Source organism: Pseudomonas sp. MN1F (assembly GCF_009391885.1).
GTDB lineage: Bacteria > Pseudomonadota > Gammaproteobacteria > Pseudomonadales > Pseudomonadaceae > Aquipseudomonas.
Genome location: NZ_VZII01000042.1, coordinates 81,437 through 97,838, shown reverse-complemented (window position 1 = coordinate 97,838; position 16,402 = coordinate 81,437). Strand labels below are relative to the sequence as shown.

Below are 16,402 nucleotides of genomic sequence, written 5' to 3'. Positions count from 1 at the left end.
CTGGCCTTGGGTTGATTCATGTCCACACTTTATCGCACGACGCTGGCAATGTGCTGCCTGGCCTCGCTCCTACCTCTCGGCGCCCTGGCCGCTGATGCCGCCAAGCCACAGGCAGCAGCCGAGGCGCCCGCCGAGCCGGCGCCACGCCCGCCCCTGCTGGAGCGCAGCCAGGAAGACGCGCAAGCCCTGGAGCGCCTGGCCCCGAAAGCCGAGCAACAGACCCTGCAGGCCGGAGCAGACAGCTTCCTGGCCCTGTGGAAGCCCGCCAACGACAGTGATCCGCAAGGTGCCGTGATCATCGTCCCAGGCGCTGGCGAGAATGCCGACTGGCCCAACGCTGTCGGTCCGCTGCGGCGCAAGTTCCCGGATATCGGCTGGCACAGCCTGAGCGTGAGCCTGCCCGACCTGCTAGCCGACGCTCCGCAGGCGCGGGTAGAGGCCAAGCCGGCGCCTGCGCCGGAGAAGAAAGCAGGCGAAAGCGCACCGGCCAAGGACACCCCCGCCGACGCCAACGCCAACGTCGCCCAGGCCACCGCCGCCGACGCCGATGCCGCAGAAAGCACCGACGCCGTGCAAGCCAGCGAACAGAACGACGTGGCCGACGCCGAACGCGTCTTCGCCCGCCTGGATGCTGCCGTGGCCTATGCCCAGCAGCACAATTCGCGCAGCATCGTGCTGATCGGCCACGGCAGCGGCGCCTACTGGGCGGCGCGCTACCTGAGCGAGAAGCAACCGCCACAGGTGCAGAAGCTGGTGATGGTGGCCGCACAGACGCCGGCCCGGGTCGAACACGGCCTGGAAAGCCTGACACCAACCCTCAAGGTACCGACGGCCGACCTTTTCTATGCCACCCGTAGCGGCGACCGCAATGCTGCGGCGCAGCGCTTGCAGGCCAGCAAGCGGCAGAAGGACAGCCAGTACAAGCAGCTGTCGCTGATTGCCATGCCAGCCAACAAGGACGGTGAACAGGAGCAATTGTTCCGCAGAGTTCGGGGCTGGATGAGCCCGCAACCGTAGTTCGGATGGCCAGGGGCGCTGTGCGCCCCCTTCTAGAACCCACGCCGCTTGCGAACGATGGCGTAGGCCTGGTGCAGTTCACGGGTGCGCTCGGTCGCTTCGCGCACTTGCGCCTCGCTTGCTCCGCTGCCCGCCAGCTTGTCTGGATGATGCTTGCTGACCAGGCGCCGGTAAGCCTGTTTGACCTGGTCCCCTTCAGTGTCGGCCTCAACGCCCAGCAAGCGCAGCGCCGCCGCGTAGTTCATCACACCGGCTGACACCGGCGCCTTGCGCGGCTCGTACTCCAGCGACATCGCCTGCACCTGGCGCCGGCTCAGGCCCAGCTTGTGCCCCCACTCCAGCAACAGTTCACGCTCACGCCGCCCGGCCTTGCCGTCGGCCCAGGCCATGCGCCAGCAAGCGCGCAAGGTGCCCTCGGCAGCATGCGGTTGCAGGCGGATGCGGCGCAGGTGGCCAGTCAGCCGGTCCTTGCCGGCCTTGCCCCGGTTGAACGCGGCTATCGCCCGTAAACGCGCAGCCTCGGCCATGTCCAGGCGGACCATTTCCTGCCGCGCCTGCTGGATGTGCTGCTCGGCCACACGGCCATCGCTCTTGGCCAGCCGCCCGAGCAGCACGAACAGCAACTCATCGTCTTGCAGCGCCGGGCGACCACCCAGGCGCTCGCGCATGTCTTCCCAGCCCTGCAAACGGATGCGTCGGTCCATTGCCTGGCCGAGCAAGGCACCGAGCAGCGCGCCCGGAATATTGGCGACCGCAAAGCCTGCGCCTAGCCCGATCACCGTGCCTGGCCACCACATGTCAGGCGCGCTCGCCGATCAAGCGCTCGGCCTCGGCCAAGCGCTCAAGGGTACCGACATCTACCCAATGGCCACGGTAGTGCTCGCCACTCACCTGGCCCGAGGCCATCGCCTGGCGCAGCAACGGCGCCAGCTTGAAGGCGCCCGCCTGGCACCCTTCGAACAATGCCGGGTGCAGCACCGACAGGCCGCTGAAGGTCAGCGTACCGGGGGTGTCGTCACCATCGATCACCCGATCCTCGCTCAAGCGGAAATCGCCACGCCCGTGATGGCCGGGGTTGTCGACCAGCACCAGATGCGCCAGCCCGTGCAGCGGAGCGCGCAAGAGGCTGAAGTCATAGTCAGTCCAGACATCGCCGTTGATCAGGGCGAACGGTTCATCCCCTAGCAATGGCAGGGCCTTGAAGATTCCGCCGCCGGTTTCCAGCGGCTCACCTTCGGCCGAGTAGCGGATGCGCAGGCCGAACCGGCTGCCATCGCCCAGATGGTCTTCGATCTGCTGGCCAAGCCAGGCATGGTTGATCACCACCTCGGTAAACCCGGCCGCCGCCAGCGCACGCAGGTGATACTCGATCAGTGGCTGACCCGCGACTGGCACCAGCGGTTTTGGGGTATGCAGGGTCAGCGGGCGCATGCGCTCGCCTTTGCCTGCTGCAAGAATCATCGCCTTCATGCACGCGCTCCGGCTTGCAACTCGGCGATCAGCTGCCCCAGTTCGGCAAGCTCCGGGCGACGGCTGACCACTTCATCTATATAGGCGAAGAATCGCGGGACGTCGGCCAGATAACGCGGTTTTCCGTCACGATGGCAGATTCGCGCGAAGATACCGATCACTTTGAGGTGGCGTTGCACGCCCATCAGGTCGCTGGCACGCTGGAAATCGTCGAACACAGGCTGCACCGGAATGCCCGCGGCCTGCGCCTGCTCCCAGTAGCTGCGCAGCCAGCCTTCGACCTGCGCCTGCGGCCAGCTGAGGAATGCATCCTTGAACAGGCAGGTGATGTCGTAGGTGACCGGGCCGTAGACCGCGTCCTGGAAGTCCAGCACGCCTGGGTTCGGGGTGCTCTGCATCAGGTTGCGCGGCATGTAGTCACGGTGCACCAGCACCTTGGGCTGGGCCAGGGCGCTGTCGATCAGCAGCTGGCTGATACGCTGCCAGCTGGCCTTCTGTGCCTCAGTGAGGGCCAGGCCGAGCTCACGGCCAACATACCACTCCGGGAACAGCTCGACCTCACGGCGCAGCAAGGCGTCGTCATAGCTGGGCAACGGCGCATCCATCGGCAAGCGCTGGAAGGCCAGCAGGGCGTCGATCGCATCGGCGAACAGGCCATCGGCGTTGTCGGCCTGAATGATGTCCAGGTAGGTCTGGTGGCCCAGATCACCCAGCAACAGGAAGCCGCGTTCCAGGTCCTGCGCATGGATCTGCGGCACATGCACGCCTGCGCTGGCCAGCAGATGGTCAATGGCGACGAATGGTCGGCAGTTTTCCTGAGGCGGTGGCGCGTCCATGATCACGAAACTGTGGCCTGCCCCCTGCCAGCGGAAGTAACGGCGGAAGCTGGCATCGCTGCTGGCGGCGGTCAGGCTGCCCTCGGGCACCTCGCCCCAGGCGTGGTCGCGGAAAAGTTGATCGAGCTGCTCATGGAGCCAGACAGTCAGTTGTTGCAGGCGTACATCGTGTTCAGGCATTACAAGGGTCTCCGACGGCCCTAGCCGTCAAGCGGGTCATGCTTTATTATCCAGCATCTTTTTCAGACCATCGAGAGGCGTGCGGCCCCACACGCGGGCAGATGGCACGCAGGAAGCCCGGACTAATAAGATGGCATTGAAATCCCCCGCGTTTCGTAGAAAGTTTCCGTTGCTGGTAACCGGCGGTCTGCTGGCCATGCAACCTCTTGCCACCCCTTATGCGGTGGCAGCCGAGCAGTTCGACTGCCAAGTGTCCGCCTCCGGTGGTTGGGACTGCAAGCCCAAGACCCCAGCCAACAACCTGCCTCCGCGCCCGGTGCATGAAGGCGCCGCGCTCACTTCGGGCACCGAAGCCGAGCCGACCGAGTCCGCTGACAAGCCGATGCTGGTCACCGAGGCCAAGGGCCGTGGCCTGAAGTCGCGCAGCGAAGACTACAGCCACCTCGACTGGGTTCCACGCGAGAAGCTCACTGCCGCCCAACTGGCCGAAACCGGCCCGTACTGCGGTGGCGCGTACATCGAGCCCACTCGCCCAGGCATGGCCGACTCTACACCGAAGGACGAGTCGCCGACCTACATCAACGCCAAGGTATCCAAGTACCAGCAGGAGCAGCAGATCGCTACCCTCGCGGGTGACGTGGTCATGCGCCAGGGCAGCATGCAGGCTGAAGCCGACGAGGCCAACCTGTACCAGGCCGAGAACCGTGGCGAGCTCAAGGGCAACGTCAAGATCCGCGACAACGGCTCGCTGGTGGTCGGTGACGAGGCCCAGATTCAGCTCGATACTGGCGAAGCCCAGGTCGACAACGCCGAATACGTGATGCACAAGTCGCACATTCGCGGCAACGCCCTGTACGCCAAGCGTGGTGAAAACGCCATCATCCGTCTGAAGGACGGTACGTACACCACCTGCGAACCCGGCAGCAACGCCTGGCAGCTGAAGGGCAACAACATCACCCTGAACCCGGCGACCGGTTTCGGTACCGCGACCAACGTCACCCTGCGGGTCAAAGATTTCCCGGTGCTCTACACACCGTACATCTACTTCCCGATCGACGACCGTCGCCAGTCCGGCTTCCTGCCGCCGTCGTTCAGCAGTTCCAGCGACACCGGCTTCATGCTGGTCACGCCTTACTACTTCAACCTGGCGCCCAACTATGACGCCACGTTGTACCCGCGCTACATGGCCAAACGCGGCCTGCTGATGGAAGGCGAGTTCCGCTACCTGACCAAATCCAGCGAAGGGCAGTTCGGCGGCGCGTACCTCAATGACGAGGACGACGATCGCAAGCTGCAGACGGACTACAAGAAAGAACGCTGGATGATCAACTGGCAGCACAAAGGTGGCTTGGACGAGCGCCTGATGACTGAAGTTGACTACACCGATATCAGTGATCCGTTCTATTTCCAGGATCTGGAGTCTGACCAGATTGGCGTAGAGAGCCGAGACGTGGTCAACCAGCAGGGTGCCCTGACCTGGCGTGGCGACAGCTACACCGCTCGCCTGAATGCGCAAGCGTACGAAATGGCGACCCTGTCGCAGATCACCCCGTACGACAAGCTACCGCAGATCACCCTCAACGGCATGCTGCCTTATCATCCAAGCGGGTTCGATCTCAGCTACGAGACAGAGGCCGTGCGCTTCGATCGTGACCTGAAGAATGACACTGTGTTCGACAAGGACGGCAACCTGGATACCACCGCCGGTGCCGATGGACGCCGCCTGGACCAGAACATCAGTGGCATTGCACGGGCCAACGGCACACGCTTGAATGTCGCGCCGTCGATCAGCCTGCCGATGCAAGCCAGCTATGGCTACATCACGCCCAAGCTGAAGTATGCATACACGCACTACGACCTTGATCTGGACAGCCAGGGCCAGGCGCAAGCGATCACGCAATCGGCCAACCCGGCATACGGCAGTTACAACAGCACGCTGAACCGGGACATTCCAATCGCCTCGATTGACAGCGGTCTGTACTTCGACCGCAACACCTCGCTGTTCGGTACCAACTACCGCCAGACCCTCGAACCGCGTCTGTACTACCTCTACGTCCCGTACAAGGACCAGAAGGACATCCCGCTGTTCGACACAGGTGAAACGCTGTTCAGCTACGACTCGCTGTTCCGTGACAACCGTTTCTCCGGCACCGACCGCATCGGTGACGAGAACAAGCTGTCTCTGGGCGTGACCACCCGCTGGATCGAGGACAACGGCTTCGAGCGGCAGAACTTCAGCATCGGCCAGGCGTACTACTTCAAGGACCGCAAGGTCCAGTTGCCAGGCATCGATTACCGAACCCGCCAGGATTCGCAGTCGGATGTATCGCCGTACGCGTTGCTGTACAACTACTACTTCAACCGCGACTGGCGCTTCAATTCGGACTTCAACTGGGACCCGGACAGCCGCAGCACCCGTTCGGGCAGCGCGATGTTCCACTACCAGCCTGAAGACAATCCGAACAAGATCGTCAACTTCGGCTATCGCTACCGCAACGACACCATCGCCTACGACTCCACCACCGGTACCTGGAAAGTGGGTGGCGGCGACTATGGCACGCCGGGCACCGACAACTACATCAAGGATTACTACAAGATCCAGCAGCACGACTTCTCGGTCATCTGGCCGGTGGTACCGCAATGGAACGTAATCGCCCGTTGGCAGCATGACTACAACCGCAACCGCACCCTGGAAGCCATGGGCGGTTTCGAATACGACAACTGCTGCTGGAAGCTGCGCCTGATCAACCGTTACTGGGTCGACTACGACGACTTCAGCCAGGCCACGCCAGCCAACGAAAAAGGCGACCACGGCATCTTCCTGCAAATCGTCCTGAAAGGCCTCGGCGGCGTAGTAGGCAACAAGGTGGAATCGTTCCTCGACCAAGGCATTCAAGGTTACCGTACACGTGAAGACCAAGCTTATTGATCGACTGCGCCCGGTGTTGCTGGGCGCTGCATTGCTGAGTGGCGCGGTGCATGCCGCGGTACAACCTCTGGACCGTGTGGTGGCCATCGTCGACAACGACGTGGTCATGCAGAGCCAACTGGACCAGCGCGTCCACGAGGTGCAGCAGACCATCGCCAAGCGCGGCGGCGGCGTGCCGCCGACTGGCGCGCTGGAGCAGCAGGTACTGGAGCGCCTGATCGTCGAGAACCTGCAGTTGCAGATCGGCGAACGTTCGGGCATCCGCATCACCGACGAAGAGCTGAACCAGGCCATCGGCACCATCGCCCAGCGCAATGGCATGTCCCTGGAGCAGTTCCGCGCCGCCCTCGCCCATGACGGCCTGTCGTTCGACGACGCCCGTGAGCAGGTCAAGCGCGAGATGATCATCAGCCGCGTGCGTCAGCGCCGCGTTGCCGAGCGCATCCAGGTTTCCGAGCAGGAAGTGAAGAACTTCCTCGCCTCGGACATGGGCAAGATGCAGATGTCGGAAGAGTACCGCCTGGCCAACATCCTCATCCCGACCCCGGAAGCCGCCAACTCGGACGACATCCAGAAAGCTGCGCGCAAGGTCGGCGACCTGTACCAGCAACTGCGCCAGGGTGCTGACTTCGGCCAGGTGGCGATTGCCAACTCGGCCAGCGAAAACGCCCTTGAGGGTGGTGAAATGGGCTGGCGTAAAGCTGCCCAGCTGCCACCGGACTTCGCCAAGATGCTCAGCAGCATGGCAGTCGGCGACATCACCCAGCCCATTCGCATCCCCAACGGCTTCATCCTCCTCAAGCTCGAGGAGAAGCGCGGTGGTGGCGAGAACGTGCTGCGTGACGAAGTACATGTCCGCCACATCCTGATCAAGCCAAGCGAAATCCGCAGCGAAGCGGCCACCAAGCAGCTGGCCGAGCGCCTGTACGAGCGCATCCAGAACGGCGAAGACTTCGGCGAGCTGGCGAAGAGCTTCTCGGAAGACCCGGGTTCCGCACTCAACGGCGGCGACCTCAACTGGGTCGACCCGAACAGCCTGGTGCCGGAGTTCCGCGAGCAGATGGCCAACGCCCAGCAAGGTGTGGTGACCAAGCCGTTCAAGACCCAGTACGGCTGGCATGTCCTGGAAGTGCTGGGCCGCCGCGCCACCGACAGCACCGAGCAGGCGCGTGAGCAACAGGCCATGAACGTGCTGCGCAACCGCAAGTACGACGAAGAGCTGCAGACCTGGCTGCGCCAGATCCGCGACGAAGCCTACGTTGAAATCAAGCTGCCTGGCGCTGACCAGGCCGCACAGTGAAGCCCCTGCGCTTCGCCGTCACCCCCGGCGAACCAGCCGGCATAGGCCCCGACCTGTGCCTGCTGCTCGCCGCCGACGCCCAGCCCCATCCCCTGATTGCCATCACCAGCCGTGACCTGCTCGCCGAGCGGGCCACGCAGCTGGGGCTGGCCGTCAGCCTGCTGCCGGTAACGCCAGGCCAATGGCCCGAGCAGCCGGCACCTGCTGGCAGCCTGTACGTGTGGGATACACCCTTGGCCGCGCCGGTGGTGCCGGGCCAGCTGGACAAGGCCAATGCGGCGTTCGTGCTGGAAACGCTGACCCGTGCCGGCCAAGGTTGCCTTGATGGGCAATTCGCCGGGATGATCACCGCGCCAGTGCACAAGGGCGTGATCAACGAAAGCGGTATCGCCTTCTCCGGCCATACCGAATTCCTTGCCGACCTGACCAGCACCGCCCAGGTGGTGATGATGCTGGCCACCCGTGGCTTGCGTGTCGCCCTGGTGACCACGCACCTGCCGCTGCGGGACATTGCCGACGCCATCACTGCCGAGCGTGTGGAGAAGGTCACCCGTATCCTGCACGCCGACATGCGCGACAAGTTCGGCATTGCCAACCCGCGCATCCTGGTCTGCGGCCTCAACCCGCATGCCGGGGAAGGCGGCCATCTTGGCCGCGAAGAAATCGACATCATCGAGCCGACGCTGGCCCGCCTGCGCACCGAAGGCATGGACCTGCGCGGTCCGCTGCCGGCCGATACCCTGTTTACCCCCAAATATCTGGAGCACTGCGACGCAGTGCTGGCGATGTACCATGACCAGGGTCTGCCCGTACTCAAGTACAAAGGCTTTGGCGCTGCAGTCAACGTGACCTTGGGCCTGCCGATCATCCGCACATCGGTCGACCACGGCACTGCCCTGGACCTGGCCGGAAGCGGCAAGGTCGACACCGGCAGCCTGCGCGTCGCCCTGGAAACCGCCTACCAGATGGCCGAGAACCGACCATGAACGAGCAATACCAACACCGGGCGCGCAAGCGTTTCGGCCAGAACTTCCTGCACGATGCAGGCATCATCGACCGCATCCTGCGCGCCATCAACGCCAAGGCCGGCGAACACCTGCTGGAAATCGGCCCGGGTCAGGGCGCCCTGACCGAAGGCCTGCTGGGCAGTGGCGCCCAGCTGGATGTGGTGGAACTGGACAAGGATCTGGTGCCGATCCTGCAGCACAAGTTTGCTGGCCGCGATAATTTCCGCCTGCACCAGGGCGATGCCCTGAAGTTCGACTTCAATCAGCTGGGCGTGCCTGCGCGTAGCCTGAAAGTGGTCGGCAACCTGCCCTACAACATCTCCACCCCGCTGATCTTCCACCTGCTCAGCCACGCCGGGCTGATCCGCGACATGCACTTCATGCTGCAGAAGGAAGTGGTGGAGCGTATGGCTGCCGGCCCAGGCGGCGGTGATTGGGGGCGCCTGTCGATCATGGTGCAGTACCACTGCCGTGTGGAACACCTGTTCAACGTGGGCCCAGGCGCATTCAACCCGCCGCCGAAAGTCGACTCGGCGATCGTGCGCCTGGTGCCGCACGAAGTGCTGCCGCACCCGGCCAAGGATGCGCGGTTGCTGGAGCAGGTGGTGCGTGAAGCATTCAACCAGCGTCGCAAGACCCTGCGCAACACCCTCAAAGGCCTGCTCGACAGCGCCGCCATCGAGGCCGCCGGCGTAGATGGCAGCCTGCGCCCAGAACAGCTCGACCTGGCGGCCTTCGTACGCCTGGCCGACCAGCTGGCCAATCAGCAAGCCTGACTCAGCCTGCACCGCCCTGTCGCCGGCAAGCCGGCGATAGGGCCCTACACCGCTGGCCCTCCCCCCTCCCAATGGCCTAGACTGCATTATTGCGTCAGTTCGCCCAAGGCCCTTGCATGTCCGACCCTCGCTATCAGATCGACGTCAGCGTCGTGACCCGTTACCTGAAAGACCAATCCGACCCCGAAAGCAGTCGCTTCGCCTTCGCCTACACCATCACCGTGCAAAACAACGGCTCAGTCAAAGCCAAGCTGCTGTCACGCCACTGGCTGATCACCAACGGTGATGGCGAAGTCGAGGAAGTGCGCGGTGCCGGCGTGGTCGGCCAGCAGCCGACCATCGAGCCCGGCCAGAGCCATACCTACAGCAGTGGCGCGGTCATCAGCACGCGCGTCGGCACCATGCAGGGCAGCTACGAAATGTTCGCCGAAGACGGCAAGCGCTTCGAAGCCGACATCGCCCCCTTCCGCCTCGCGGTCCCCGGGGCGCTGCACTGATGGCCACCTACGCCGTCGGAGACCTGCAAGGCTGCCTTGGGCCGCTCAAGTGCCTGCTCGCACGGGTCAACTTCAACCCGGCGGTCGACCGCCTGTGGCTGGTCGGCGACCTGGTCAACCGCGGCCCCGAGTCGCTGGAAACCCTGCGTTACCTCTATTCGATCCGCCAATCGCTGGTGTGTGTGCTGGGCAACCATGACTTGCACCTGCTGGCCGTCTGGCACAACGTCGAGCGCCTGAAGAAAAGCGACACCCTGCGCGAGATCATCGAAGCGCCGGACGCCGACCAATTATTCGACTGGCTACGCCAGCAGAAACTGCTGCATTACGACGAGCCCCGCGGCATAGCCCTGGTACATGCCGGCATCCCCCCGCAATGGACCCTCGGCCAGGCGCTGCAGCTGGCCGGAGAAGTCGAACAGGTACTGCGTGACGACAATCGCCTGCAACCCTACCTGGACGGCATGTACGGCAACGAGCCGAACAAGTGGAGCAAGAGCCTCACCGGCGTAGAACGCTTGCGAGTGATCACCAACTACCTCACCCGCATGCGCTTCTGCACTGCCGCTGGCAAGCTCGACCTCAAGAGCAAGGAAGGCCTGGACACCGCGCCCAAAGGCTACAAGCCCTGGTATGCGCACAAGGACCGCCGCTCGCGCCACGTGAAGATCATCTTCGGCCACTGGGCCGCCCTTCAGGGTCAGGTCGACGAACCCGGCATCATTGCCCTCGACACCGGCTGCGTGTGGGGCGGCGCCATGACCCTGTACAACGTCGACAGCGGCGAATACCACCGCTGCGACTGCACCGACGACGGCAACTTACGCCTCCCGGCCTGACCACCTACACTCAACGATCCCCCCTGAAGGAAGCCGTACCCATGAGCGAATTCAAGCGCATCCCTCCCGAGCAGGCCCTGGCACTGCGCGCGCAAGGTGCGGTAGTCGTCGACATTCGCGACCCGCAAGCCTTTGCCGCCGGCCACATCACCGGTGCCAAGCACCTGGATAACCACTCGGTCGCCGAGTTCATCCGCAATGCCGACCTGGATGCCCCAACCCTGGTGGTCTGCTACCACGGCAATTCCAGCCAGAGCGCAGCCGCCTACCTGGTCGGCCAAGGCTTCTCCGAGGTGTACAGCGTCGATGGTGGCTTCGAACTGTGGCGCACCACCTACCCGGCGGAGACCGCCCAAGGCACTGCTGAATAATTTTTTCATTTTTACTGCAGCCCGCGCCCCACGCGGGCTCGCAGCCCACCTGACGAACGGTCGTTCGCAACTTCTCCGCCGCACGCCCTTGACCTTGCGGATAACCAACTATTCTTAAGCGCAGGCCATCCATAAAAAGGGGAGAGCCGGTACACCGGCGTGCGGGTCATCGGTAGCGTTACAGGGTGTTCTGGGGGGTATACAGCAATCGGTGACCCCGGTTGCATGCCAGCATCAGCTGACTGATCCGGCGTCGTCTCCACGTATCGAGCGAGGTGACGTCATGAGTATTTTTAGCCACTTCCAACAACGCTTCGAGTCCACGCGCCAGGAAGAACTTTCGCTGCAGGAGTACCTCGAGCTGTGCAAAGAGGATCGCAGTGCCTACGCATCGGCGGCTGAACGGCTGTTGCTGGCCATCGGTGAGCCAGAGCTGATCGACACCTCTACCAACTCCAGGCTGTCGCGAATCTTCTCCAACAAGGTTATTCGCCGGTATCCGGCCTTTGCCGACTTCCATGGCATGGAAGAGTGCATCGACCAGATCGTTTCGTACTTCCGCCATGCCGCCCAAGGCCTGGAAGAGAAGAAACAGATCCTCTATCTGCTGGGCCCGGTAGGCGGCGGTAAATCTTCGCTGGCCGAGAAACTCAAGCAGCTGATGGAAAAGGTGCCCTTCTACGCAATCAAGGGCTCACCGGTATTCGAGTCCCCTCTGGGCTTGTTCAATGCCACCGAAGACGGGGCCATTCTCGAGGAAGAGTACGGCATCTCGCGGCGCTACCTGAACACCATCATGTCGCCGTGGGCCACCAAGCGCCTGCAGGAATTCGGCGGCGATATCAGCAAGTTCAAGGTCGTCAAACTGTACCCCTCGATCCTTAACCAGATTGCCATCGCCAAGACTGAACCGGGCGACGAAAACAACCAGGACATCTCTGCCCTGGTCGGCAAGGTGGATATCCGTAAACTCGAGGAATTCCCGCAGAACGACGCCGATGCCTACAGCTACTCGGGCGCACTGTGCCGGGCCAACCAGGGCCTGATGGAATTCGTCGAGATGTTCAAGGCGCCGATCAAGGTCCTGCACCCTTTGCTTACCGCCACCCAGGAAGGCAACTACAACAGTACCGAGGGCCTTGGAGCCATTCCCTACACCGGTATCCTGCTGGCCCATTCCAACGAATCGGAGTGGCACACCTTCCGCAACAACAAGAACAACGAGGCGTTCATCGACCGGATCTACATCGTCAAGGTGCCGTACTGCCTGCGCGTCAGCGACGAGATCAAGATCTACGACAAGTTGCTGGTCAACAGCTCGCTGGCCAAGGCCCATTGCGCGCCAGACACCTTGAAGATGCTCGCTCAGTTCACCGTACTCTCGCGCCTCAAGGAGCCGGAGAACTCCAACATCTACTCGAAGATGCGGGTCTACGACGGCGAAAACCTCAAGGACACCGACCCCAAGGCCAAGTCGATCCAGGAGTACCGCGATGCTGCGGGCGTCGACGAAGGCATGAACGGCCTGTCGACTCGCTTCGCCTTCAAGATCCTGTCCAAGGTCTTCAACTTCGACCCGCATGAAATTGCAGCCAACCCGGTGCACCTGCTGTATGTGCTGGAACAGCAGATCGAGCAGGAACAGTTCCCGGCCGAAGTACGCGAGCGCTACCTGCGCTACCTGAAGGAGTACCTGGCACCGCGTTACATCGAGTTCATCGGCAAGGAAATCCAGACTGCCTACCTCGAGTCCTACAGCGAATACGGCCAGAACATCTTCGACCGCTATGTGCTGTACGCCGACTTCTGGATCCAGGATCAGGAGTACCGCGACCCGGAGACTGGCGAGATCCTCAACCGCATCGCCCTCAACGAAGAGCTGGAAAAGATCGAGAAACCGGCAGGCATCAGCAATCCGAAGGACTTCCGCAACGAGATCGTCAACTTCGTCCTGCGTGCCCGTGCCAACAACAACGGCAAAAACCCGAGCTGGCTCAGCTACGAGAAGCTGCGGGTGGTGATCGAGAAGAAAATGTTCTCCAACACCGAGGACCTGCTGCCGGTCATCAGCTTCAACGCCAAGGCCAGCAAGGAGGACCAACAGAAGCACAACGACTTCGTCACGCGGATGGTGGAGCGTGGCTACACCGACAAACAGGTGCGCCTGCTGTCGGAATGGTACCTGCGGGTCAGGAAATCGCAATAAGGCGGCAAGCTACACGCCGCACGCCCAAGGCAGGCCTGTTGGCCGCGGGCGGCGGCGGCTTTGCTGCCTTGTACGTGCAGCAGCTCGTAGCTTGAAGCGTGCAGCTGTTCCCAGCTACCGGAGGGACCATGAGCTACGTTATCGACCGACGCCTGAACGGCAAGAACAAGAGCACGGTCAACCGCCAGCGCTTCCTGCGGCGTTACCGTGAACACATCAAGAAGGCCGTCGAAGAGGCCGTGAGCCGCCGTTCCATCATGGACATGGAACACGGCGAGCAGATCAGCATTCCGGGACGGGACATCGATGAACCGGTGCTGCACCATGGTCGTGGCGGCAAGCAGACTATCGTGCACCCAGGCAACAAGGAATTCACCGCCGGCGAGCACATCCCCCGGCCCCAGGGCGGCGGGGGTGGCAGCGGCCGCGGCAAGGCCGGCAACTCTGGCGAGGGCATGGACGACTTCGTCTTCCAGATCACCCAGGAAGAGTTCCTCGAATTCATGTTCGAAGACCTCGAACTGCCCAACCTGGTCAAACGCCACCTGACCGGCGCCGACACCTTCAAGACCGTGCGCGCCGGCATCGCCAACGAGGGCAACCCGTCACGCATCAACATTGTCCGCACCCTGCGTTCGGCCCACGCCCGGCGTATAGCCCTGACCGGCAGCAGCCGTGCGCTGCTGCGCGAGGCACAGAAGGAACTGGACCGACTGAGGGTCGAGGAACCCGACAATTTCACCGACATCCAGGAAGTCGAACAGGAGATCGAACGGCTCAAGGCACGCATCAACCGCCTGCCCTTCCTCGACACGTTCGACCTCAAGTACAACCTGCTGGTCAAGCAGCCCAACCCCAGCTCCAAGGCAGTGATGTTCTGCCTGATGGACGTTTCCGGCTCGATGACCCAGGCGACCAAGGACATCGCCAAACGCTTCTTCATCCTGCTGTACCTGTTCCTCAAGCGGAACTACGACCGCATCGAGGTGGTGTTCATCCGCCACCACACCAGCGCCCGCGAAGTTGACGAGGAAGAGTTCTTCTACTCCCGGGAAACTGGCGGCACCATCGTTTCCAGTGCGCTGAAGATGATGCAGGAGATCATGGCCGAACGTTACCCGGCCGCCGACTGGAATATCTACGCCGCCCAGGCCTCCGACGGCGACAACTGGAACGACGACTCGCCGATCTGCCGCGAGATCCTGTCCAAACAGATCATGCCCCATGTGCAGTACTACACTTACGTTGAGATCACCCCGCGTGAGCACCAGGCGTTGTGGTACGAGTACGAGCGAATCGGCGAGGCCTTCCCCGACACATTCGCCCAGCAGCAGTTGGTATCGGCCGGCGATATCTACCCGGTCTTCCGTGAACTCTTCCAGCGCAGGTTAGCCACATGACCGCCAGAGCACAGAGACGCCAACCCATTTCCACCGGGTCCGAGTGGACGTTCGAGCTGATCCAGACCTACGATCGGGAAATCAGCCGACTGGCCGAGCGTTACGCCCTGGATACCTACCCCAACCAGATCGAGGTGATCACCGCCGAGCAGATGATGGATGCCTACGCTTCCGTCGGCATGCCGCTGGGTTATCACCATTGGTCCTACGGCAAGCAGTTCCTCAGTACCGAGAAGTCCTACAGCCGCGGCCAGATGGGCCTGGCCTACGAGATCGTGATCAACTCCGATCCGTGCATCGCCTACCTGATGGAAGAAAACACCATGTGCATGCAGGCACTGGTGATCGCCCACGCCTGCTATGGCCACAACAGTTTCTTCAAGGGCAACTACCTGTTCCGCACCTGGACCGACGCCACGTCGATCATCGACTACCTGGTGTTCGCCAAGCAGTACATCGCCCAGTGCGAGGAACGCCACGGCATCGATGCCGTGGAAGACCTCATCGACTCCTGCCACGCACTGATGAACTATGGCGTAGATCGCTACAAGCGCCCTTATCCGATCTCCGCCGAAGAAGAACGCCGGCGCCAGAAAGACCGTGAAGAGCACCTGCAGCGGCAGATCAACGACCTGTGGCGCACGATTCCAAAGAATGCCGAAAAAGGCGGTGAGCGTGACGATGCGCGCTTCCCCTCCGAACCACAGGAGAACATCCTCTACTTCATCGAGAAGAACGCCCCGCTGCTGGAGCCTTGGCAGCGTGAAGTGGTGCGTATCGTGCGCAAGATCGCCCAATACTTCTACCCGCAGCGCCAGACTCAGGTGATGAACGAAGGTTGGGCCACCTTCTGGCACTACACCCTGATGAACGACCTGTACGACGAAGGCCTGATCACCGAAGGCTTCATGATGGAGTTCCTGCAGTCGCATACCAGCGTGGTGTTCCAGCCCGGCTTCGACAGCCCGTATTACAGCGGCATCAACCCGTATGCACTGGGCTTTGCCATGTACACCGACATCCGCCGCATGTGCGAAAACCCTACCGAGGAGGATCGCCACTGGTTCCCCGACATTGCCGGCAGCGACTGGCTTTCTACCATCAAGTTCGCCATGAGCAGTTTCAAGGACGAGAGCTTCATCCTGCAGTACCTGTCACCCAAGGTGATGCGTGACCTGAAGCTGTTCAGCATCCTCGATGACGACCAACGCGACGACCTGCTGGTCCCGGCCATCCATGACGAGGCTGGCTACCGGATCATTCGCGAACAACTGGCCGCCCAGTACAACCTCGGTAACCGCGAGCCCAACGTGCAAATCTGGAGCATCGACCGCCGTGGCGATCGCTCGCTGACCTTGCGCCACCAGCAGCACAACCGCAAACCGCTGGGCGACTCGACCGAGGAAGTGCTCAAGCATCTGCACCGCCTGTGGGGCTTCGATATCCACCTGGAGACCGTACAGGGCGATCAGGTGGTCAAGACCCATCACATGCCACCGCGTGGCGAGCATGCCGAGAGCGGCGACTACGGGCGCATGGACCTCGCCGTCATCCACCACCTCTGATGCACCGCC

14 protein-coding genes are annotated in these 16,402 nt (G+C 62.5%); 11 read left to right on the top strand and 3 right to left on the bottom strand.

The genetic code is table 11. From position 1 onward, the window contains the following. The first annotated feature begins 18 nt into the window (after positions 1–18). On the top strand, positions 19–1,017 hold the full coding sequence (locus F6X59_RS21395) for an alpha/beta hydrolase family protein (protein ID WP_152958000.1): 999 nt from the start codon (positions 19–21) through the stop codon (positions 1,015–1,017). Positions 1,018–1,049: 32 nt separating this feature from the next. On the opposite strand, the gene F6X59_RS21390 is transcribed toward F6X59_RS21395, so the two are convergent. From F6X59_RS21390 to F6X59_RS21380, 3 genes are read right to left on the bottom strand one after another with little or no spacing between them, the layout of a single operon-like run. Further along, positions 1,050–1,814 carry a TerB family tellurite resistance protein gene (locus F6X59_RS21390; protein WP_152957999.1) on the bottom strand — a complete coding sequence of 255 codons (765 nt, stop codon included), beginning with the start codon at positions 1,812–1,814 and terminating at the stop codon, positions 1,050–1,052. Between the two features lies 1 nt (position 1,815). Next, entirely contained in the window at positions 1,816–2,487 is a 672-nt protein-coding gene (gene murU / locus F6X59_RS21385; RefSeq protein WP_152957998.1) for an N-acetylmuramate alpha-1-phosphate uridylyltransferase MurU, read from the bottom strand. Next, complete coding sequence (locus F6X59_RS21380) at positions 2,484–3,503, bottom strand: aminoglycoside phosphotransferase family protein (protein ID WP_152957997.1); 1,020 nt, start codon at positions 3,501–3,503, stop codon at positions 2,484–2,486. Before F6X59_RS21380 ends, murU begins: the two co-directional genes overlap by 4 nt. A 130-nt stretch (positions 3,504–3,633) precedes the next feature. Here F6X59_RS21380 and F6X59_RS21375 point away from each other — a divergent pair, with 130 nt between their 5' ends. From F6X59_RS21375 to F6X59_RS21330, 10 genes are all read left to right on the top strand, one after another. Continuing rightward, on the top strand, positions 3,634–6,432 hold the full coding sequence (locus F6X59_RS21375) for an LPS-assembly protein LptD (protein WP_152957996.1): 2,799 nt from the start codon (positions 3,634–3,636) through the stop codon (positions 6,430–6,432). Continuing rightward, positions 6,413–7,732, top strand: coding sequence for a peptidylprolyl isomerase (locus F6X59_RS21370; RefSeq protein ID WP_261941801.1), 1,320 nt, complete (start codon positions 6,413–6,415; stop codon positions 7,730–7,732). The genes F6X59_RS21375 and F6X59_RS21370 overlap by 20 nt, the downstream gene beginning before the upstream one ends. Further along, complete coding sequence (gene pdxA / locus F6X59_RS21365) at positions 7,729–8,718, top strand: 4-hydroxythreonine-4-phosphate dehydrogenase PdxA (RefSeq protein WP_372240480.1); 990 nt, start codon at positions 7,729–7,731, stop codon at positions 8,716–8,718. Before F6X59_RS21370 ends, pdxA begins: the two co-directional genes overlap by 4 nt. Next, entirely contained in the window at positions 8,715–9,515 is an 801-nt protein-coding gene (gene rsmA / locus F6X59_RS21360; RefSeq protein ID WP_152957995.1) for a 16S rRNA (adenine(1518)-N(6)/adenine(1519)-N(6))-dimethyltransferase RsmA, read from the top strand. Before pdxA ends, rsmA begins: the two co-directional genes overlap by 4 nt. A 116-nt stretch (positions 9,516–9,631) precedes the next feature. Further along, positions 9,632–10,012 carry a Co2+/Mg2+ efflux protein ApaG gene (gene apaG, locus F6X59_RS21355; RefSeq protein ID WP_027917463.1) on the top strand — a complete coding sequence of 127 codons (381 nt, stop codon included), beginning with the start codon at positions 9,632–9,634 and terminating at the stop codon, positions 10,010–10,012. Beyond that, the gene (locus F6X59_RS21350; protein ID WP_152957994.1) at positions 10,012–10,851 is read left to right on the top strand and encodes a symmetrical bis(5'-nucleosyl)-tetraphosphatase; all 840 of its coding nucleotides are present in this window, start codon (positions 10,012–10,014) and stop codon (positions 10,849–10,851) included. The genes apaG and F6X59_RS21350 overlap by 1 nt, the downstream gene beginning before the upstream one ends. A gap of 41 nt (positions 10,852–10,892) precedes the next feature. Continuing rightward, positions 10,893–11,222 carry a thiosulfate sulfurtransferase GlpE gene (gene glpE / locus F6X59_RS21345; RefSeq protein WP_152957993.1) on the top strand — a complete coding sequence of 110 codons (330 nt, stop codon included), beginning with the start codon at positions 10,893–10,895 and terminating at the stop codon, positions 11,220–11,222. A 283-nt stretch (positions 11,223–11,505) separates the two neighbouring features. Then, a complete protein-coding gene (locus F6X59_RS21340; protein WP_152957992.1) occupies positions 11,506–13,428 on the top strand; it encodes a PrkA family serine protein kinase in 1,923 nt (640 codons plus the stop codon). Positions 13,429–13,556: 128 nt separating this feature from the next. Then, positions 13,557–14,828: a YeaH/YhbH family protein gene (locus F6X59_RS21335; protein WP_152957991.1), complete on the top strand. Its 1,272-nt coding sequence runs from the start codon at positions 13,557–13,559 to the stop codon at positions 14,826–14,828. Further along, complete coding sequence (locus F6X59_RS21330) at positions 14,825–16,393, top strand: SpoVR family protein (protein ID WP_152957990.1); 1,569 nt, start codon at positions 14,825–14,827, stop codon at positions 16,391–16,393. Before F6X59_RS21335 ends, F6X59_RS21330 begins: the two co-directional genes overlap by 4 nt. The last annotated feature ends 9 nt before the right edge of the window (positions 16,394–16,402 follow it).

Coding starts and splice junctions, on each gene's coding strand:
- F6X59_RS21395 (WP_152958000.1), top strand. CDS start 19: ATGTCCACACTTTATCGCACGACGCTGGCAATGTGCTGCCTGGCCTCG.
- F6X59_RS21390 (WP_152957999.1), bottom strand. CDS start 1,814: ATGTGGTGGCCAGGCACGGTGATCGGGCTAGGCGCAGGCTTTGCGGTC.
- murU (WP_152957998.1), bottom strand. CDS start 2,487: ATGAAGGCGATGATTCTTGCAGCAGGCAAAGGCGAGCGCATGCGCCCG.
- F6X59_RS21380 (WP_152957997.1), bottom strand. CDS start 3,503: ATGCCTGAACACGATGTACGCCTGCAACAACTGACTGTCTGGCTCCAT.
- F6X59_RS21375 (WP_152957996.1), top strand. CDS start 3,634: ATGGCATTGAAATCCCCCGCGTTTCGTAGAAAGTTTCCGTTGCTGGTA.
- rsmA (WP_152957995.1), top strand. CDS start 8,715: ATGAACGAGCAATACCAACACCGGGCGCGCAAGCGTTTCGGCCAGAAC.
- apaG (WP_027917463.1), top strand. CDS start 9,632: ATGTCCGACCCTCGCTATCAGATCGACGTCAGCGTCGTGACCCGTTAC.
- F6X59_RS21350 (WP_152957994.1), top strand. CDS start 10,012: ATGGCCACCTACGCCGTCGGAGACCTGCAAGGCTGCCTTGGGCCGCTC.
- glpE (WP_152957993.1), top strand. CDS start 10,893: ATGAGCGAATTCAAGCGCATCCCTCCCGAGCAGGCCCTGGCACTGCGC.
- F6X59_RS21340 (WP_152957992.1), top strand. CDS start 11,506: ATGAGTATTTTTAGCCACTTCCAACAACGCTTCGAGTCCACGCGCCAG.
- F6X59_RS21335 (WP_152957991.1), top strand. CDS start 13,557: ATGAGCTACGTTATCGACCGACGCCTGAACGGCAAGAACAAGAGCACG.
- F6X59_RS21330 (WP_152957990.1), top strand. CDS start 14,825: ATGACCGCCAGAGCACAGAGACGCCAACCCATTTCCACCGGGTCCGAG.